The sequence below is a fragment of the Kitasatospora sp. NPDC043949 genome (assembly GCF_056435365.1).
In genome coordinates this window covers 105088-124815 of sequence record NZ_JBWKEQ010000009.1, presented here as the reverse complement: position 1 = coordinate 124815, position 19728 = coordinate 105088, and the positions used below count along the sequence as shown (strand labels likewise).

15 protein-coding genes are annotated in these 19728 nt (G+C 73.2%); 10 read left to right on the top strand and 5 right to left on the bottom strand.

Annotated elements, in window-relative coordinates; all coding sequences use genetic code 11:
* Positions 1-133: 133 nt before the first annotated feature.
* Positions 134-1033 carry an HAD family hydrolase gene (locus AC07AL_RS10395; RefSeq protein WP_363587425.1) on the top strand — a complete coding sequence of 300 codons (900 nt, stop codon included), beginning with the start codon at positions 134-136 and terminating at the stop codon, positions 1031-1033.
* Positions 1034-1456: 423 nt separating this feature from the next.
* On the opposite strand, the gene AC07AL_RS10390 is transcribed toward AC07AL_RS10395, so the two are convergent.
* Positions 1457-2347 carry a Fic family protein gene (locus AC07AL_RS10390; protein ID WP_478317310.1) on the bottom strand — a complete coding sequence of 297 codons (891 nt, stop codon included), beginning with the start codon at positions 2345-2347 and terminating at the stop codon, positions 1457-1459.
* Positions 2348-2567: 220 nt separating this feature from the next.
* Here AC07AL_RS10390 and AC07AL_RS10385 point away from each other — a divergent pair, with 220 nt between their 5' ends.
* From AC07AL_RS10385 to AC07AL_RS10355, 7 genes are all read left to right on the top strand, one after another.
* Positions 2568-3569: an ATP-binding protein gene (locus AC07AL_RS10385; protein WP_363587429.1), complete on the top strand. Its 1002-nt coding sequence runs from the start codon at positions 2568-2570 to the stop codon at positions 3567-3569.
* Between the two features lie 455 nt (positions 3570-4024).
* A complete protein-coding gene (locus AC07AL_RS10380) occupies positions 4025-6454 on the top strand; it encodes a SulP family inorganic anion transporter (RefSeq protein WP_478317309.1) in 2430 nt (809 codons plus the stop codon).
* A gap of 242 nt (positions 6455-6696) precedes the next feature.
* The gene (gene acs / locus AC07AL_RS10375; protein WP_400986168.1) at positions 6697-8652 is read left to right on the top strand and encodes an acetate--CoA ligase; all 1956 of its coding nucleotides are present in this window, start codon (positions 6697-6699) and stop codon (positions 8650-8652) included.
* Positions 8653-9112: 460 nt separating this feature from the next.
* Positions 9113-10489, top strand: coding sequence for a Na+/H+ antiporter NhaA (nhaA, locus tag AC07AL_RS10370; RefSeq protein ID WP_478317308.1), 1377 nt, complete (start codon positions 9113-9115; stop codon positions 10487-10489).
* A gap of 187 nt (positions 10490-10676) precedes the next feature.
* Positions 10677-11153 carry a phage holin family protein gene (locus tag AC07AL_RS10365; protein ID WP_063348673.1) on the top strand — a complete coding sequence of 159 codons (477 nt, stop codon included), beginning with the start codon at positions 10677-10679 and terminating at the stop codon, positions 11151-11153.
* A gap of 95 nt (positions 11154-11248) precedes the next feature.
* Entirely contained in the window at positions 11249-12268 is a 1020-nt protein-coding gene (locus tag AC07AL_RS10360; protein ID WP_363579681.1) for an alpha/beta fold hydrolase, read from the top strand.
* A gap of 144 nt (positions 12269-12412) precedes the next feature.
* Complete coding sequence (locus tag AC07AL_RS10355) at positions 12413-12622, top strand: hypothetical protein (protein ID WP_063348672.1); 210 nt, start codon at positions 12413-12415, stop codon at positions 12620-12622.
* Between the two features lie 91 nt (positions 12623-12713).
* On the opposite strand, the gene AC07AL_RS10350 is transcribed toward AC07AL_RS10355, so the two are convergent.
* The 4 genes from AC07AL_RS10350 to nth all read right to left on the bottom strand — a co-directional run bounded on the left by AC07AL_RS10350 (position 12714) and on the right by nth (position 16436).
* Positions 12714-13415: a metal-dependent hydrolase gene (locus tag AC07AL_RS10350; RefSeq protein ID WP_363579682.1), complete on the bottom strand. Its 702-nt coding sequence runs from the start codon at positions 13413-13415 to the stop codon at positions 12714-12716.
* A 150-nt stretch (positions 13416-13565) separates the two neighbouring features.
* Positions 13566-14750: a MarP family serine protease gene (locus AC07AL_RS10345; RefSeq protein WP_363579683.1), complete on the bottom strand. Its 1185-nt coding sequence runs from the start codon at positions 14748-14750 to the stop codon at positions 13566-13568.
* Positions 14751-14796: 46 nt separating this feature from the next.
* Positions 14797-15564 carry an NUDIX hydrolase gene (locus tag AC07AL_RS10340; RefSeq protein ID WP_400803990.1) on the bottom strand — a complete coding sequence of 256 codons (768 nt, stop codon included), beginning with the start codon at positions 15562-15564 and terminating at the stop codon, positions 14797-14799.
* Positions 15561-16436: an endonuclease III gene (nth, locus tag AC07AL_RS10335; protein WP_363579685.1), complete on the bottom strand. Its 876-nt coding sequence runs from the start codon at positions 16434-16436 to the stop codon at positions 15561-15563. The genes AC07AL_RS10340 and nth overlap by 4 nt, the downstream gene beginning before the upstream one ends.
* A 147-nt stretch (positions 16437-16583) precedes the next feature.
* Between nth and AC07AL_RS10330 the strand changes: the two genes are divergently transcribed.
* Both AC07AL_RS10330 and AC07AL_RS10325 read left to right on the top strand, forming a co-directional pair.
* Positions 16584-18122 carry a flavin monoamine oxidase family protein gene (locus AC07AL_RS10330; RefSeq protein ID WP_400803993.1) on the top strand — a complete coding sequence of 513 codons (1539 nt, stop codon included), beginning with the start codon at positions 16584-16586 and terminating at the stop codon, positions 18120-18122.
* Positions 18119-19522: a glutamate-cysteine ligase family protein gene (locus AC07AL_RS10325; RefSeq protein WP_400803995.1), complete on the top strand. Its 1404-nt coding sequence runs from the start codon at positions 18119-18121 to the stop codon at positions 19520-19522. Before AC07AL_RS10330 ends, AC07AL_RS10325 begins: the two co-directional genes overlap by 4 nt.
* The last annotated feature ends 206 nt before the right edge of the window (positions 19523-19728 follow it).

Below are 19728 nucleotides of genomic sequence, written 5' to 3'. Positions count from 1 at the left end.
GGACCGGGTTAGCACGGTCGCGAACGATCCGTGACTTCCATGGTGTACCCGAGCGGCCAGAAACACAAACCCGCACGCCCACGAGTACACCGAATGGCGGCCTGTTTTGCGGCTCCCTCTATCCTCGGTTCCCGTGGACACCACCGAGAACGCCGACGACCACGCCGACGAGTCCCCGGGCGAGGCCACCGGGCCCGCGCAGACCCGCTCACCCGTTCGCCCCGGGCCGGGCGGGCCGCGCACGGCGGCCTTCTTCGACCTGGACAAGACCATCATCGCCAAGTCGAGCGCGCTGGCCTTCAGCCGCCCGTTCTACCAGGGCGGTCTGATCAACCGTCGGGCCGTACTGCGCAGCGCGTACGCCCAGTTCGTCTTCCTGGTCGGCGGCGCGGACCACGACCAGATGGAGAAGATGCGCGAGTACCTCTCCTCGCTCACCCGGGGCTGGAACGTCCAGCAGGTCCGCGAGATCGTCGCGGAGACGCTGCACAACCTGATCGACCCGATCATCTACGACGAGGCCGCCTCACTGATCGAGCAGCACCACGCGGCCGGTCGGGACGTGGTGATCGTCAGCAGTTCGGGCTCCGAGGTGGTCGAGCCGATCGGCGCGCTGCTCGGCGCGGACCACGTGATCGCCACCCGGCTCAAGGTCGAGGACGGCTGCTACACCGGCGAGATCGAGTACTACGCCTACGCCGAGAACAAGGCTGCCGCCATCCGGGAGTTGGCCGAGTCCGAGGGCTACGACCTGGCCGCGTCCTACGCCTACAGCGACTCCTCCACCGACCTGCCACTACTGGAGGCCGTCGGCCACCCGTCGGCGGTCAACCCCGACCGCGCGCTGCGGAAGGAGGCGCAGGCCCGGGAGTGGCCGGTGCTGGTCTTCGACCGGCCGGTGGAACTGCGGCGGCGGCTCCCGGAGTTCTCCGCGCCGAGCGGCTCGGTGCTGACGGCCGTGGCGATCGGGACGGCGGCCGTGACCGCCGGGGTCATCTGGTACCTGGCCCACCGGCGCCGCCCGGAGGCCTGAACCGCCCGCCTCGGGCCCCGCAACGCGGGCAACCGCAGGCCCCGCAGCGCAGGGCAAATCAGACAATCAGCACAGAGTTCTCTTTTCGGGTTCCCCTTTCGCCCGAAACGCGATACAAATGAAGCACGGCCCGCGAGACCCGGTCAGGACCCGAAGAGGTCAAACCGACAACGCAGTTAAGGCCCCACGGACCGCGTGTTCAGGTATCCGAGCACCCACATGCAGCCGACCCGCTGTCGGGCCGCTGGACCAGACGAACGGGCAGGATCCCCGTCTGATCAGCACTTCCGGTGCATGCATGGTCACCCGGTATCTGCACCAGCGGCGGCACCAGGCAGGATCGGGTGCCGCCGCATCTTCGTGCCGGAAGCGCCAGAAGCGCCCGCGGTCCCCGCCCGCGCCGCCCCCGCGGCCCCCGCCCGCTCAGACCATCCCGCGCTGCATCGCCTCGCAGACCGCCGTACTCTCCCGCACCCCGAGCCGCAGCGCCCGCCCGCAGTGCGCGATCCAGGCCGCCATCCCCTCGGGCGCGCCCGCCAGATAGCCGGCCAGGGCCCGCCGGTAGGCGTCGGTGCCGAGTTCCGCCAGCCCGACCTCGGCCGGGCAGATCGACTTCGGGTCGAGCCCCTCGGCGAGCAGCACGATCCGCTGGGCGGCCCGCGCGATCACGCCGTTGTACGCGCCGAACGGCCGCAGCGCGAGCAGTTCGCCGTGCACCACGGAGGCGACCACCAGGGCCGGCGTCCCCACGCCCTGGCCCTCGGCGCGCGCCACCAGCAGTCGGGAGAGCTGGTCGAGCCGGGCCGCGACCTCCTCGGCACCCGGGGCGGGCGGCAGCGCGGGCAGCGGTTCGTCCACCTGGACGACCTCGACGCTCTCCACCGGCTCGAGCCCCAGCGGGAACAGGTCCTCGACGCCTTCGCCCGCGCGGCGGGGCCGCCCGGCGGACGGCTCGCCGTCGCCGACGGCGAGCAGGTGCAGCCGGGCCAGCACCTGGAGCGGCGAGTGCCGCCAGATGCTGAGCAGCTGGCCGGCCTCGGCGGCGATCCGCAGGGCCGCGCCGACCGTCCGGGCCCCGGGGTCCGCGCTGAAGTCGCTGCGGCGCCGGACCTCCTCCAGCGGCCAGTCGGCCCCGGCCAGCGCCGCCGACGCGCGGGCGCCGCGCAGCGCGGACTCGGAGGTGACCTCGGCCGCGCGGCGGCGCATCACCCGGTGGCCGTAGAGCCGGTCGACGGCCTTGCGGACCTCGGCCACGGCGTCGGGCACCCCGGGGAGCTGGGCCAGCGGGGCGAGGGGATCTGTTCCAGTGCTCACCTACCCGAGAGTAATGAACAGCCGCCCCCTCCCGGAACAGCAACCCCGGATCACCCATTAGAGGCAATCCTCTCTTCCCTCCGCCGAGGAGGCCCAAACCCCGGCTAGCATGGCCGCTATCGGAGACGATAACTATTTCCACTTAGGGCGCCTCGGCATGTGCGGCCCCTGAGCAGGTGGCCCCCCGAGCGCGGGCCCAGAGCGAGAGCCGGAGTCCCAGATGAAGATCGCCTTCGTCGGCAAGGGCGGCAGCGGGAAGACCACGCTGTCCGCACTGTTCATCCGCCATCTGGCCGCCGCGGGCCGGCCGGTCATCGCCGTCGACGCCGACATCAACCAGCACCTGGGCCCGGCCCTGGGTCTGACGGATGCACAGGCCGCGGAGCTGCCCTCGCTCGGCGCGCACCTGCCGGAGATCAAGGAGTACCTGCGCGGCAGCAACCCGCTGATCCGCTCGGCCGACGAGATGATCAAGACCACTCCGCCCGGCCGGGGTTCGCGCCTGCTGCGGATCGTCGAGGAGAACCCGGTCTACGCCGCCTGCGCCCGCCCGATCGCCCTGGACGAGGGATCGGTCCGACTGCTGGCGACCGGCGCCTTCACCGAGGAGGACCTCGGGGTGGCCTGCTACCACTCCAAGGTCGGCGCGGTGGAACTGCTGCTCAACCACCTGCTGGACGGCCCCGACGAGTACCTGGTCACCGACATGACGGCGGGCTCGGACTCCTTCGCCTCCGGCCTGTTCACCCGCTTCGACCTGACCTTCCTGGTGGCCGAACCGACCCGCAAGGGCGTCTCCGTCTACCGCCAGTACAAGGACTACGCCCGCGACTTCGGCGTCCGGCTGCGGGTGATCGGCAACAAGGTGCAGGGCCCGGACGACCTGGCGTTCCTGCGCCGGGAGGTCGGCGACGACCTGCTCACCACCTTCGGGCACTCGGACTGGGTGCGCCGTCTGGAGCAGGGCGCCGAGCCGCCGCTGAAGTCGCTGGAGCCGACCAACCGGGCCGTCCTGGAGGAGCTGCGGGCCGAGGCCGAGTCCGCGTACGGGCAGCGGGACGTGCGCCGCTACACCGAGCAGGCCGTGCTCTTCCACGTGCGCAACGCGGAGAGTTGGGCCAACGCCAAGGTCGGCGTCGACCTCGCGACCCAGGTGGACGAGGCCTTCGTGCTGGGCGGGGTCGGCGGCGAGCGGCCCGCCCCGGCGGGTGCGCGCGCCTGACGCCGCTCCGCCCGAACGGGCCGTGGCCCTCCCCCCTTCCCCGGGGAGGGCCACGGCCCGTTCCGCACGTCCGGACCGCCCGGCGCCACCGAACGCCCGGCCGTCCCCGGCTCCGCCAGCAGATTCCCAGCGGTTCGAACACCACCCAATGGGGTGAATCGGGGGGTTTTCCCCTTCCCTCCCGGAATGACGCTGTGCAAAGCTTTCATTACCCTCGGTTTACCGAGTCTTGATGGTCCGTCCCGACGGCCCTCGGCGAGACGTCCCGCACCTCGCCCAGGTCCCTGGCGGGCCCTGATGGTCGAGGTCCGGCCGGTGACACCCGCACTCCCCGCCGCGCCCACGCCATCCCGCCACACCGTCGCGACCCACGACAGCCGATCCGCCCCGGAGCCCCACCCCGGACTCACCGCCGGACCTGACTGCGTTCGTTCCCCCGGACAGACGGGAAGACAATGACCCTCGACATCTCCAGCGCCCCCATCGCCTCCGACACCACCGACCACGCGCCACCGGGCCCCGGCACCAAGGCCCGCTGGGCCCAGGACCTCTCAGCCTCCCTGGTGGTCTTCCTGATCGCCGTGCCGTTCTCCCTCGGCATCGCACTCGCCACCGGCGCCCCGCTCACCGCCGGCCTCGCCGCCGCGGCCGTCGGCGGCATCGTCGTCGGGCTGTTCGGCGGCACCCCGCTCCAGGTCAGCGGCCCCTCCGCCGCGCTGACCGTGATCACCGCCGGACTGATCGTCCAGTACGGGTGGCGGGCCACCTGCGCCATCACCCTGGCCGCCGGGCTGCTCCAACTCCTGCTCGGCGTGCGCCGGGTGGCCCGGACCGCGCTCGCCGTCTCGCCCGCCATCGTGCACGGCATGCTGGCCGGGGTCGGGCTCACCATCGCCATCGCGCAGCTGCACGTCGTCCTCGGCGGCTCCCCGCAGAGCTCCGCGATCGCCAACCTCCTCGCGCTGCCAGGCCAGTTGGCCGGGCCGCACCCGCCCGCGCTGCTGGCCGGATCGGTGACCGCGGCCGTCCTGCTGGGCTGGCCCCGACTCGGCCGACTCCCCGGCCGCGCGGGCGAGTTCGGCGCCAGGCTGGCCAAGGTGCCGGGCCCGCTGGCCGCCGTCGCCACCGCGACCGCGCTCGCCCTGGCCCTGGACCTGCGGCTCGCCCACATCGGGCTGCCCGCCTGGCAGCCGCACGCCCTCGTGCCCGCGCTGCCGCACGGCCCGCTGGCCGGAGTGCTGGCCGCTGTCCTGACCGTCACCGCCGTCGCCAGCGTGGAGTCGCTGCTGTCCGCCGTCGCGGTCGACCGGATGTCCCGCCGCACCGGCGACCTCGACCGCGAACTGCGCGGCCAGGGCCTGGCCAACATCGTCAGCGGGCTGGTCGGCGGGCTGCCCGTCGCCGGCGGCGCCGTCCGCAGCACCGCCAACGTGCGGGCCGGCGGCCAGAGCAGGTGGTCCTCGGTGCTGCACGGCGTCTGGGTGCTCGCCGCCGCACTGGCGCTGACCGGCGGGCTGCGCCGGATCCCGCTGGCCGCGCTGGCCGCGCTGGTGCTGGTGGTCGGGCTGCAGATGGTGAGCTTCGCGCACATCCGCAACGTGCACCGGCACCGCGAGTTCCCGGTCTACCTGACCACCGTGCTCGCCGTGGTGGCGCTCGGCGTGCTGTGGGGCGTCGCGCTCGGCGCCGGCACCGCCGTGCTGCTCGCGCTCTACCGGCTGACCCGCGCCCACGTGGACGTGCTGGCCGGCCCGGCGGGCGCGGTCACCGTCCAGACGCACGGGCCGCTCACCTTCACCGCCGTGCCCCGGCTAAGCCGGGCGCTGGCCGGGATCCCCTCCGGCTCCGAGGTCACCGTGGTCCACGACGGCTCCTTCCTGGACCACGCCGCGTACGAGACGCTGCACAGTTGGCGGACGGGCCACCAGGCCGCGGGCGGCCGGGTCTCGATGGTGACGCGCCGCAGGGACGACGAGGTGCTCGACCCCGACGGCACCGTCCGGGCGGGGAGTTCACCCGGTCCGCACCGCTGCCGGGCCTGGACGCCCTGGGTCGGCCACCACTGCATCGAGCAGCAGGAGGATCCGCACGGCCGACTGCTGGACGGCGTCCGGGTGTTCCAGCAGCACACCGCCCCGCTGATCCGGCCCGAACTCGCCCGGCTGGCCCGGGAGGGGCAGACGCCCTCCCAGCTCTTCCTGACCTGCGCGGACTCCCGGATGGTCACCAGCATGATCACCAACAGCGGCCCGGGAGACCTGTTCACCGTCCGCAACGTCGGCAATCTGGTGCCGGCCCCGTACGAGCCCGGCGCGGCCGACGACTCGGTGGCGGCCGCGGTGCAGTACGCGGTCGAGGTCCTGGAGGTCGGCTCGATCACGGTCTGCGGCCACTCCGGCTGCGGCGCGATGAAGGCCCTGCTGGACGGCGTGCACGAGCGCCCCGGGCCGCCCACCCCGCTGGCCCGCTGGCTGCGCAACGGCCGCGGCTCGCTGGACCGGCTCCGCCGGGTCCCCGCCGGGTTCGACGCGCGGCCGGTGGTGGACCTGGTGGAGCAGCTCTGCATCACCAACGTGGTCCAGCAGCTGGACCAGCTGCTGGCCAACCCGGCCGTGGAGCGCCGGGTGGAGGAGGGCACCCTGCGACTGGTCGGGATGTACTTCGACTTCGCGACCGCCCAGGCCTACGTGCTCGACCGGGCCGAGGGGACGTTCAGTCCGATCGAGGCGCGCATCGGGACGGCAGCGGCCGGAACCACGGCCGGCCGGGCAGCGCCAGGGGCACCGCCGACCGGGTCGCCGGCGGGCGACACGCCCGAACGGGTGAATGAAGATGGCCGGGTTCCCGCCGACGGCGCCGAGGACGGCCCCCGGCTGGCCGCCTGAGAGCCGGGCCCGCGTCCCCGCCGGGCGGGCCGGGGCGCGGGCCCTCCGGCCGTCGTACGGCGCACCGCCCAGAGGCGGTACGCCGTACGATGGTCCGTTCGACTGCCGGTCAAAGGTCTACACCAATTACCCGGAGGCTCTTGTCAAGTGCCCCATTCGCCTGGTGAGCTGTGCGCTGGGACACACGGGACAATCCCCACGCACGGGATCGTCTCCGATCATGACTCGATGAGGAGTGCGCGTTGAGCAACGAGAGCCTGGCCAACCTGCTCAAGGAGGAGCGGCGATTCGCCCCGCCGGCAGAGCTCGCCGCCGCCGCCAACGTCACCGCGGCCGCGTACGCGCAGGCCTCCGAGGACCGTCTGGGCTTCTGGGCCGAGCAGGCCCGCCGCCTCAGCTGGGCCGTCGAGCCGACCGAGACGCTGGACTGGTCCAACCCGCCCTTCGCCAAGTGGTTCGCCGACGGCAAGCTCAACGTGGCCTACAACTGCGTCGACCGCCACGTCGAGGCCGGACTCGGCGACCGGGTCGCGATCCACTTCGAGGGTGAGCCCGGCGACAGCCGCTCGATCACCTACGCCCAGCTCAAGGACGAGGTCTCGCAGGCCGCCAACGCGCTGCTGGAGCTCGGCGTCCGCAAGGGCGACCGGGTCGCGGTCTACCTGCCGATGATCGCCGAGGCGGTCGTCGCGATGCTCGCCTGTGCCCGGATCGGCGCCACCCACTCGGTGGTCTTCGGCGGCTTCTCCGCCGACGCCGTCGCCTCCCGCATCGAGGACGCCCAGGCCAAGCTCGTCATCACCGCCGACGGCGGCTACCGCCGCGGCAAGCCGTCCGCGCTCAAGCCGGCCATCGACGAGGCGCTCACCAAGGTCGACGGCGTCGAGCACGTCCTGGTGATCCGCCGCACCGGGCAGGACATCTCCTGGACCGAGGGCCGTGACGTCTGGTGGCACGAGATCACCGCGCGCCAGTCCACCGAGCACACCCCCGAGGCGCACGACGCCGAGCACCCGCTGTTCATCCTCTACACCTCGGGCACCACCGGTAAGCCCAAGGGCATCCTGCACACCTCGGGCGGCTACCTCACCCAGGCCAGCTACACCCACCACGCGGTCTTCGACCTCAAGCCGGAGACCGACGTCTACTGGTGCACCGCCGACATCGGCTGGGTCACCGGCCACTCGTACATCGTCTACGGCCCGCTCTCCAACGGCGCCACCCAGGTCATCTACGAGGGCACCCCGGACACCCCGCACCAGGGCCGGTTCTGGGAGATCGTCCAGAAGTACGGCGTGACGATCCTCTACACCGCGCCGACCGCGATCCGCACCTTCATGAAGTGGGGCGACGACATCCCCGCGAAGTTCGACCTGTCCTCGCTGCGGGTGCTGGGCAGCGTCGGCGAGCCGATCAACCCCGAGGCCTGGATCTGGTACCGCGAGCACATCGGCGCCGGCAAGACCCCGATCGTGGACACCTGGTGGCAGACCGAGACCGGCGCCATGATGATCAGCCCGCTGCCGGGCGTCACCGAGACCAAGCCGGGTTCGGCCCAGCGCGCCCTGCCGGGCATCGCGGCCACCGTGGTCGACGACGAGGCCAACGAGGTCCCGAACGGCTCCGGCGGCTACCTGGTGCTCACCGAGCCGTGGCCGTCCATGCTGCGCACCATCTGGGGCGACGACCAGCGCTACATCGACACCTACTGGTCGCGCTTCGCGGGCCGCTACTTCGCCGGTGACGGCGCCAAGAAGGACGAGGACGGCGACATCTGGCTGCTCGGCCGGGTCGACGACGTCATGCTCGTCTCGGGCCACAACATCTCCACCACCGAGGTCGAGTCGGCCCTGGTCGGCCACCCGTCGGTGGCCGAGTCCGCCGTGGTCGGCGCCGCGGACGCCACCACCGGCCAGGCCATCGTCGCCTTCGTGATCCTGCGCGGCGGCGCCACCGAGAGCCCGGAGCTGGTCGAGGAGCTGCGCGCGCACGTCGGCCGCACGCTCGGCCCGATCGCCAAGCCGAAGCAGGTCAAGGTGGTCGGCGAGCTGCCGAAGACCCGCTCCGGCAAGATCATGCGCCGTCTGCTGCGCGACATCGCCGAGGGCCGCGAGGTCGGTGACACCACCACCCTCGCCGACAGCACGGTGATGAGCCAGATCCAGGCCCAGCTGCCGCCGGCGGGTGGCAACGGCTGAGCCGGCCGACACGGTGAAGCGTGCCCCGGGCGGTGGTCACCGCCCGGGGCACAGCCATGCCGTGAGTCCGAAGCCCGCTTCCGGTCGGCCGCCGGAGTGTGCCAGCGGGGCGGCCGGGGCCGGGCGGCGCCTGCGACCGACGGCAAGGGCGACGGAGACCACAGGGACGACAGAGACGACAGAGACGGCAGGGACGGCAGGGCCGCGTTCACCCGTCTGCGAGCGGCCTAGGCCATTCGGGTGCCGTGCCACTGCTCCTCCGGAGTGCAGAACCACCCCGCAGGGCTTAAGTCCTTGAATAGGACAATCCGGATGTCACCCGAACGATCCCCTAGACTGTTAACGACGCATCAAGATCCCTGAACGGGAATCCGAGCGTCACAGGGCGCGCCGGGAAGTCTGGTCGGCAACTGCACCACACGTGCATCCGTTGCCGCTCCCAGCCCCTCAGGAGGTCCTCGTGACCGAACAGCCGCCCGTCCACGAGCCGACGACCCGCCGCCGGCAGCTGCTCGGCCGGCTGTCCCTGCCCGAGCGGACGTTCATCACCGACGCCCTGCGCACCGAGACCGTCGGCGGCATCCTGCTGCTGCTCGCCGCCGTGGTCGCACTGGTGTGGGCCAACGTCTGGCCGCACGCGTACGAGAGCGTCCTCGACTACACCGTCGGGCCGTCCGCCCCGCTGCACCTCGACCTCACCCTCGGCAACTGGGCCAAGGACGGCCTGCTGACGATCTTCTTCTTCGTGGCCGGGATCGAGCTCAAGCGCGAGTTCGTCGCGGGCGAGCTGCGCACCCCGAGCGCCGCGCTGCTCCCGGTGGTGGCCGCCGTCTGCGGGGTCGCGCTGCCGGCGATCCTGTTCGCCCTCGTCAACTCGGGCAGCGGCGGTCACCCCAGCGGTTGGGCCATCCCGACCGCCACCGACATCGCCTTCGCGCTCGGCGTGCTGGCCGTGGTCGGCAGCCACCTGCCGTCCGCCCTGCGTGCCTTCCTGCTCACCCTCGCCGTGGTGGACGACCTGATCGCGATCCTGATCATCGCGGTCTTCTACAGCTCCGGTATCAAGTTCTGGGCGCTCGGCCTGGCCTTCGCCGGCCTGGTGCTGTTCTGGTTCCTGCACCGGCGCGGGGTGCACGGCTGGTACCTGTTCGTGCCGCTGGCCGTCGTGAACTGGGCGCTGATGCACGAGAGCGGCATCCACGCCACGGTCGCGGGCGTCGCGATGGGTCTGATGCTGCGCTGCCACCGGGAGGGCGACGAGCAGCACTCCCCCGGCGAGCACATCGAGCACCTGGTCCGTCCGCTCTCGGCCGGCCTGGCCGTTCCGGTGTTCGCGCTGTTCGCCGCCGGGGTGACGATCTCCGGCCCGACGCTGCGCGAGGTGTTCACCCAGGCCACGCCGCTCGGCATCGTCATCGGCCTGCTGGTCGGCAAGACGGTGGGCATATTCGGCGGCACGTGGCTGGCCGCCCGGTTCACCCGGGCCGAGCTGAACCCGAAGCTCAAGTGGGCCGACATGTTCGCGGTCTCGGTGCTCGCGGGCATCGGCTTCACCGTCTCGCTGCTGATCAGCGAACTGGCGTTCCGCGACGACCTGGCCCTCGCCGACCTCTCCAAGACGGCCGTCCTGGTCGGCTCGCTGCTCTGCGCGACGGTGGCCACCGTGCTGCTCAAGCTCCGCAACCGGCACTACCGCGAGCTGTGCGAGGAGGAGGAGCGGGACGTGGACGGCGACGGCGTCCCGGACGTCTACCAGGAGGACGACCCGGCCTGGCGGGCCCGGGCCGCCGAACTCGCCCCTCGGCCCGACGGCGAGGGGCCGGAGAAGCCCCGCTGAGGCCCGCCGGCGGCCCGGCAGCGCCCGGACACGTCCCCCCGGCGGGGCCCCGGAGTGGTGTGCGACTGACCGGTAGGGGCATGATTCTGAGCTGTCGACAGTCCACTGACGCCTCCGGGCCCCTCCGGCCCCCCGAACCGCACCACGCGGCGGCGTCACGCCGCACAGCCGCAGAGGAGAACCGCTGATGCCCGCAGGAGCCGCAGACCCGTCCAGCAACGGCCGGGCGCCCTACGAGGGCGAGCGTTCGGTGGGGCAGCTGTTCGCGGCGGCCACCGCCGACCTGTCCGCACTGGTCCACGACGAGATCGCGCTCGCCAAGGCCGAGATCCGGGCGGACGTCAAGCGCGGCGTCTCCGGGGGCGTCTCGCTGGGCGTCGCCGCCGTGGTGGCGCTGGCCGCCGTCCCGATGCTGAGCGCCGCGGCGGCCTTCGGCATCCACGCGCTGGGCCTGTCGCTCGGTTGGTCGTTCCTCATCGTGGCCGGCGCCTACCTGCTGCTCGCGGTGCTGCTCGGGCTGATGGCCTGGCGCTCGTTCAAGCGGATCGAGAAGCCGCACCGCACCATCGAGGGCGCCCAGAAGACCGCCGACGTGCTGAAGAACGCCCGGCCGCGCCCGGCCACCAAGGAGGAGATCGACCGGGCCCTGGGCCGCATCCCGTAACGGCCCTTCCGGTGGCGGCGCACAGCCGCCCGCCCGGACCCGCCGGGAGCGAGTACCGGGCGCCGTCCGGCGCACGGATGTGACACGCTCTCGGTATGCCGCTTGACCAGAAGCCCGTGCCCGCGCAGCCGTCCGCCGACTCCGGACCCGACCTGGCACCCGGGGGGGAGCCCGCCGAGGAGACCCCCGACACCGCCCCCGACGGCGGCGCCGAGGCCTGGAGCGTCCGGCAGAGCGGCCCGTGGACGCACCGCGACCTCGCGGCCAACGGCGCCCGGTTCCACATCGCCGAGCTGGGCTCGGGCCCGCTGGTGCTGCTGGTGCACGGCTGGCCCGAGTACTGGTGGGCCTGGCGCCACCAGCTGACCGCGCTCGCCGAGGCCGGCTACCGGGCGGTGGCGCTCGACCTGCGGGGCATCGGCGGCAGCGACCGCACCCCGCGCGGGTACGACCCGGGCAACCTCGCCCTGGACATCACCGGGGTGATCCGCTCGCTCGGCGAACGCCGGGCGCACCTGGTCGGGCACGCCGCCGGCGGCACGCTGGCCTGGGTGGCGGCGGTGATGCGCCCGTCGGTGATCCAGAGCCTCACCGTGGTCTCCGCCGCGCACCCCCGGGACCTGCGCCGGGCCCTGCTGACCGACCGCCGCCAGGCGGCCGCCTTCGAGCACGTGCTGGGCTTCCAGCGGCCGTGGATACCGGAACGCCGCCTGGTGGCCGACGACGCCGCGCTGGTCGGCCGCTACCTGGACGCCTGGGCCGGTCCGAACCGGCTGGACGAGGAGGCGGTGCACGCGTACCGGCAGGCCATCCAGATCCCCAGCACGGCGCACTGCTCGATCGAGCCGTACCGCTGGCTGCTGCGCTCGATGGCGCGCCCGGACGGCATCCAGTTCGCCCGGCGGATGAAGAAGCCGATCACGGCGCCGACCCTGCACGTCCAGGGCGCGGCGGACCCGGTGCTGCTGTCGCACACCGCGCTGGGCGGCGGCGAGTACGTGGCGGCGCCGTACCGCTGGCGGCTGATGCCGGGAGTCGGGCACTTCCCGCACGAGGAGGCCCCGGAGCAGTTCACCGCGGAGTTGCTGGACTGGGTCGGCCGTCACAAGGAGTGACGGTGCAGGAGCGGCGAAGGGGCCGGGCGGGAAGGGCCCTTGGTCCCAACTCCCTTGATCTGACGCACATATGACAACCGCATAGGCCAATTTCGACGCGTGCCCGGCGGTTACCCCCACCGGCCCAGGGGCATCCATTCCGGTATGACCTGGATGCCCGATCGCGGCGGCGCCCCGCGCGCCCGACGCCACAACAGCTCCCAACGCTCCGCCCACCGCCCCGACTGGGCGGACGACCTCGGCTACGACGGCCCCGACCGCCGTCCGCGCCCGGCGCAGCGGCAGCTCGGCATCCCCCGCATCCTCGGCCGGCGCGCCCGCTGGGTCGGCGCACGACTGCGGCGCGAGACCTGAGGCCTCGCGCCGCGTCATCCGGCCGGTCGGTCCCGTCGGCCGGGTCGGCCGGGTCGGCCGGCCGATCGGTTCGGCCGGTCAGGCGGGACGGTCAGTTCACGATCGTCGGCGACACCGCGGTGAACCAGAGCAGGACGAAGGTCGCCACCGACATGATCGGCACCAGCACCTTGGTCTCGACGTTGTTGCCGCTGCGCTTGATCAGCACCACCTCGTAGCGCTCCTTGTGCGGCCAGAGCAGCGGCGCGCCCTTCTTGGTCAGGCAGTCGCCCAGCAGGTGCGCCAGGGTGCCCAGCGCCACCGCGTACGGCAGCCAGCCCGGCGAGTTCGGCATCCAGGTGTTCATCCCGAAGGTGCCGAGCGCGGACAGCCCGATGACGGTGATCCAGCTCTCCGGGCCGTCCCCCGGCGGGCAGAGCCGCAGCGCCCGGATCGCGAGCGCGATCAGGAAGAACGTCAGCACCAGGGTGAAGTTGCGGCCCAGGTAGGTGACGCCCGCCCAGGTGCCGGCGCCCATCAGCGCGACGAACAGCAGCGAGTGGGTGGCGTGCCGGTGCCCGCCGGAGGCCCAGGCCACGAAGCGGCAGAGCGCTTTGGAGATCGGCCCCAGGAAGTTGGCGATCGAGCCGTCGTGGTGGTCGAGGTCCGGCAGCAGGGCCGCCCCCGCGCACAGCACCGTGCCCATCAGTATGTCCGCCGGCTGCAGCGTGGTGTGCAGCAGCAGCGGGGGCAGGAACGGTGCGGAGGCGGCGTACAGCATCGCCCCACTGACCGCGTGCGAGTGACCCATCATCGGACTACCACGACCTCCCGTAAGACTCACTCCGGGACGGCGCCCGGTTGAGCCGAACGGGTGAGCGCGGCAGAGGCTACCAGGGCGGACTGACGGTGTGACGGATATCGGATCGTCGGATCCGGCGCGTCGGAGCGCCCCGGGGCCCGGTCAGAGCGCGCAGCCCTGGGTGTCCACCCGGGTGCTCGCGGTGCCGCCCTTCTCCGCGTCCTCCCGCACCTCGGCCGCGGTCAGCACGTACCCGGTGTCGGCGCTGTCCAGCGACTTGGCGAACACCACGCCGTAGACCTGGCCGTCCGGGGTGAGCAGCGGGCCGCCGCTGTTGCCCTGGCGGACCAGCGAGCGGACCGAGTAGACGTCGCGGACCACCTGGCCGCGGTGGTAGATGTCCGGGCCGTTGGCCTGGATCCGGCCGCGGATACGGGCCGGCTGGACGTTGAAGGCGCCGTTCTCCGGGAAGCCCGCCACGATCGCGCTGTCGTTGGTCTTCGCCTCGCCCGCGAACGACAGCGGGGGCGCGTTCAGCTTGGGCACGTCCAGGACGGCGATGTCGCGCTGCCAGTCGTAGCGGACCACCGTCGCGTCGTACAGCTGGCCGACCCCGCCGATCTGCACGGTCGGCTCGTCGACCCCGCCGACCACGTGGGCGTTGGTCATCACCCGGTGCGGGGCGAAGACGAAACCGCTGCCCTCCAGGGTCTTGCTGCAGGAGGTGGCGGTGCCCACCACCTTGACCAGGCTCTGCTTGGCCCGCGCCACCGCCGGGCTGCCGGCCAGCGCCGGGTCGGGGGTGTCGACCTGGGTGATCGGCTCGTGCTCGAAGGGGTTGAAGACCTGCGGGAAGCCGTTGCGGGCCAGCACCTTGGAGAAGTCCGAGAACCAGTTCGGCGCGTCGTCGGGCAGCGCGTTCTGCACGCCGCCGAGGATCGCCGAGGAGCGGACCTGCTTGGACACCGTCGGCAGCGACGCCCCGGCCAGCGCCGAGCCGATCAGCCAGGCCACCAGCAGCATCGAGACCACGTTCACGGCCGCGCCGCCGGTCGCGTCCAGCACCCGCGCCGGACGGCGGCCGATGTGGCCCCGGAGCTTCCAGCCGAAGTGCGCGGTGACCGCCTGGCCGATCGCGGCGCACACGATCACCACCACCACGGCCACCACCGAGGCCGTCGTGCCCGGGCTGAGGTGGTCGAGCAGCAGCGGCAGCAGTTGGACGGCCAGCAGGCCGCCGCCCAGGAAGCCGACCAGGGACAGGACACCCACGACGAAGCCCTGCCGGTAGCCCGACACGGCGAATGCCACGGCAGCGGCGATCAGCAGCACATCCAGGACGTTCACCCGGACACCCTCCCACGGCCCGCGGCCCGGCCGTGCAGACGGCCCCTCACGTGGGACCGGCGTCGCCGCCGGGCAGCGCCCGGGAGTGGTCGAGATCGCCCTGCACCAGGGCCAGCGCCTCGTCCGAGAGGTCGACGATCCGGGACGGGTCCCAGGGCAGCTCCAGCCCGCCGTGGTGCAGCACCCGGTCGATCACCCCGGCCGTGAACCCCCAGACCAGCCGCCCGGCCACCGCGAAGGCCGGCCCCACGTGCCCGGACGGGTGGCGCAGCCGCACCCGGTTCGCCGGGTCGGCCAGATCGGCGACCGGCACCCGGAACACCGCGCCGGTCTCGCCCTGGTCCACCGGCCGCACCGGCGACTCCTCGCGCCACCAGCCCAGCACCGGCGTCACCACGAACCGGCTGACCGGGATGTACAGCGCCGGCAGCACCGCGAACACCTGCACCCCGGCCGGGTCCAGCCCGGTCTCCTCCCAGGCCTCGCGCAGCGCCGCCGCGACCGGGCCAGGGCCGTCCGGGTCACCGTCCTCCGGATCCAGCGCGCCGCCCGGGAAGGACGGCTGCCCGGCGTGCGAGCGCAGCGAACGGGCCCGCTCGATCAGCAGCAGGTCCGGCCCGTCCGGGCCCTCGCCGAACAGCATCAGCACCGCCGCCGCCCGGCCGCCCTCCACCGGCGGCAGGAAGCGGCTCAGCTGCTCCGGCAGCACCCGCTCGGCCGCCTCCCGCACCGGCTCCAACCAGGCCGGCAGGCCGTCCGCCTCGACCGCCCGCACCGCCGACGGCTCCGGAGTCCGCCGTGCCTCGCGGGTCACTCGCCCACCGCCAGGTCCGCGATCCGCCCCTGGTGCTCGGCGGCGTCGGCCCGGGCGGCGGCCTCCCCCGGGAAGTCCCCCGGCGGCCTCAGCCGCTGCCCGGGCTGCCCGCCCAGCTCGTACTTGAGCAGCTTGCGCGCCTTCTCCGGGTCGGTCTCGCCCTCCCCGTACGACGGGCAGAGCGGCGCGACCGGGCAGGCGCCGCAGGCGGGCTTGCGGGAGTGGCAGATCCGGCGGCCGTGGAAGACCACCCGGTGCGACAGCATCGTCCACTCCGACTTCGGGAAGATCTCGGCGACGGCCGCCTCGACCTTCACCGGGTCCTCCTCCGCCGTCCAGCCGAACCGCCGGGCCAGCCGCCCGAAATGCGTGTCCACGGTGATCCCGGGCACCCCGAAGGCGTTGCCGAGGACCACGTTGGCGGTCTTGCGGCCCACGCCCGGCAGCGTCACCAGGTCGTCCAGGCGGCCCGGGACCTCGCCGCCGAAGTCGTCGCGCAGGGCGATCGAGAGGCCGATCAGCGACTTCGCCTTGTTCCGGAAGAACCCGGTCGGGCGGATGACCTCCTCCAGCTCCTCCGGGTTCGCGGCCGCCATGTCCTCCGGCGTCGGGTACTTCGCGAACAGCGCCGGCGTCGTCTGGTTCACCCGCAGGTCCGTCGTCTGCGCCGACAGCACGGTCGCCACCAGCAGCTGGAACGGGTTCTCGAAGTCCAGTTCCGGATGCGCGTACGGGTACAGCTCCGTCAACTCGCGGTTGATCCGCCGCGCCCGCCGCACCATCGCCAGGTGCGACTCCGGCTTCCCCGGCTTCACCCCCGGCACGGCCTTCGCCTTCGGTGCCGCCGCCGCCCGGACCTTGCTCTCTGCCATGCACGAAGGCTACGCCGAACGGCCGACGGCGGGCAGCGGATCACCGGAGCCCGCGGGAGCCGCGGACCGACCTTCGGATGGGCGCGGTCTGGTGGCTCGCGACGGCGGGCTGCCCCAGGCTGAGGGCTACGACGACGCGAGGTGCCCATGTTCGACGAGAGCTTCGCCTTTCCCAGCGGCCTGCTGCGCCCGGTGACCGGCGCCACCGGACGCGTCGCGGTGATCGGGGCCGGGGTGGCGGGCCTCGTCGCCGCCTACGAGCTCCAGCGCCGGGGCTTCGGCATCGTCCTGTACGAGCGGTCGAACCAACCCGGCGGACGGGTGCGCACGCACCGCTTCTGGGACGGCACGCACGCCGACCTGGGCGCCATGCGCATCCCCGGGAACCACCACTGCGTCCTCCACTACGTGTCCCAGTTCGGCCTGCGGACCAGGCCGTTCGTCAACTTCAACCCGGACGCCTACTACCACCTGCGCGGCCGTCGTGCCCGCGTCCAGGAGGTGCACGCGCTGCACCCGGCGTACGCGCTGCGCGCCGCCGAGAAGCAGGACCCGGTGCGGATCCTGGACCGGCTGCTGACGGCCGCCTGGGAGACGCTCACCCCCGACCAGCGCCGGCGGGTGCTGGACGGCCACTGGGACGACCCGGCGCTCGACCGGCTCGTCTCGGTGTCGCTGTGGCAGTACGTCCACGAGCACCTGTCACAGGACGCCTGGGACCTCCTCGGCCACGCCAGCGGCCTGGTCCACTACGAGCAGTCCTCCCTGCTGGAGGTCCTCGTCGACTACTTCGGCCTGTTCCACGCGGGCCAGGTGGAACTGGTCGACGGCACCGACCGCCTGGTGCACGCGTTCGTACGCCGGCTGCGGCCGAGGACCCTCCAGTTGTCCACCCAGATCGACGAACTCTCGCTGACCCGCCGGGGCGTCCGGGTGCACGGGCGGCGCCTCGGCGGCACGATCACCGAGGACGTCGACTTCGTCGTCTGCTGCGTCCCCGTCCCCGCCCTCGACCAGATCAGCTTCCGGCCCGGCCTGCCCCACCACCAGCGCCACGCGATCCGCGGCATCAGCTACGCCAGCAGCACGAAGACGCTCGTGCACACCAAGCGGCGCGGCTGGGAACTGGACGACCGGATCTTCGGCGGCGGCAGCTTCACCGACATGCCGATCCAGCAGTGCTGGTACCCGTCGGACAACGCCCGGCCCGTCGACGGCCGGACCAACGGGAGCACCGTCGGCAGGCGGCGCTGGGCCGCCCGGGACCCGCAGCGCTCCCACGAGCCCGCGGTGCTCGTCGGCGCCTACCTGTGGGGGGCCAACGCCCGCCGCTTCACCACCCTGCCGCCGGCCGACCGCGACCTGCTGGTCCTGAAGTGCCTGGAACGGCTGCACCCCGGCATCCTCCGCGACGCGGACGACATCGTGCACTGGAACTGGGACGACCAGGTCGGCATGGGCGGCGGCGCCTTCGCCCACCTCGCGCCCGGCGAGCACACCCGGTACCTGACCGGGCTCGGCGCCCCGCACCCGACCGACGACCCGAGGATCTTCTTCGCCGGAGAGCACCTGTCCGGAGCGCACGCCTGGATGCAGGGCGCCGCCCAGTCGGCCCTGGCCGTGGTCGGCCAGGTGATCGACCGGGGGCAGCACGCCGACGACACCGCCCGGCTGCGGGCCGGGTGAGCGCGGCACCGGCGCCCCGGCGCCGACCCGGCGAACAGAGCGGCGGCCCGGCGACGGGAGCGGCGCTGCGCCGCGACGACCTCGGACCGCTGCTCGCCCCGGCGGCGTCCGCGACCGAGCGGATCGGGCTGGAGATCGAGAACGGCATCGTCGACCCGGAGACCGGGCTGGCCGCCCCCTACGAGGGGAGGAACGGCGTCCGGGCCGTCCTGGAGGCCGTCCTCGCCGAATGGGGCGGCACGGACCGGCGCGACAACGGTCGACTGACCGGCGTGGACCTGGCGGACACCGCCCAGATCACGCTCGAACACGGCGGCCAGGTCGAGTACTCCTCCGCCCCGGCCGCCGACCTGGCCACGGCCGTGGACGACATGCGGGCCACGATGGAGCGCCTCGCGGAACTCGTCGGGCGCTTCGGCCTGGCCCTCCTGCCCGGCGGCAACCTCCCCTTCGACCGGCTCGACACCGTCTCCTGGGTGCCGATGCTCCGCGGTGCCGTCATGCGCGACTTCTTCGACCGGATCGGCGAGGCCGGCAGCGGGGCCCCGAAGATCATGTCGATGTCGCTGTCCACCCAGGTGCACCTGGACTACCTGTCCGACGAGGACTTCACCCAGAAGCTGCGGATGCTGACCGCCGCGTCCCCGGTGGTCGCCGCACTCCTCGTCAACTCGCCGCTCCAGGGCGGCCGATCGAACGGGCTGCTCTCGCACAGGTCGCAGAACTGGCTGCGGATGGACCCGCGCCGCTGCGGCGTCCTGCCGCCCGCGCTGCGGCCCGACGTGACCGCCGACGACGTCATCGACTGGGCGCTGGGGATCCCGATGATCTACTACCGCGACCCTGACGGACGGTACCGGCTCGCCCCCGACCGGCCGTTCGCCGAGATCCTGCGGCAGGGCTTCGACGACGGCACCATGCCGACCTTCGACCACTGGGTCTCCCACATGTCGCAGATCTGGACGGACGTCAGAGTCCGCCGGACCCTGGAACTGCGGGCCGGGGACGGCCCGCCGTACCCGCACATCCCGGCCGTACCGGCGCTGTGGGCGGGGCTCGCCTACCACCCCCCGTCGCGGACGGCGGCCTGGGAACTGCTGCGCCACCACGGCGTGGCGGAGCACCGCGCGGCGAAGGCCCGGCTCCCCGCCGACGGCCTGGACACCCTGCTCGGCGGCGACCGGGTCCGTGAACTCGCGGCGGAACTCGTCCGGCTCGCCCGGGCAGGCCTGCGGGCCCGGGTTCGCGCCGGCCTGGAACAGCCGAAGGTGCTGGACTACCTCGACCCGCTCGACGAGGTGCTGCGCACCGGGCAGACCTTCGCGGAGCAGTGCACGGCCCGCTGGGACACCGACCTCCGCCGCGACCCCCACCGCTACGTCGCGGCCTTCCGCGTCTGAACCCCCGTCCGACACGGTCGTCCGACACGGTCGTCCGGCACGGCCGCCCGGGTGCGCGGGTGCGCGGGTGCGCGGGTGCGCGGCGACGCAGCCCACCGCGCCCGAGCCGGTGCAGTTCTCCGGCCGAAGGGCCTTCCTCGCCCGAACCGTCGCGGGTTAGCGTGACCGGCGGCGGCCGGCCGCCGCCTGCCCACCGAAGAACGAGG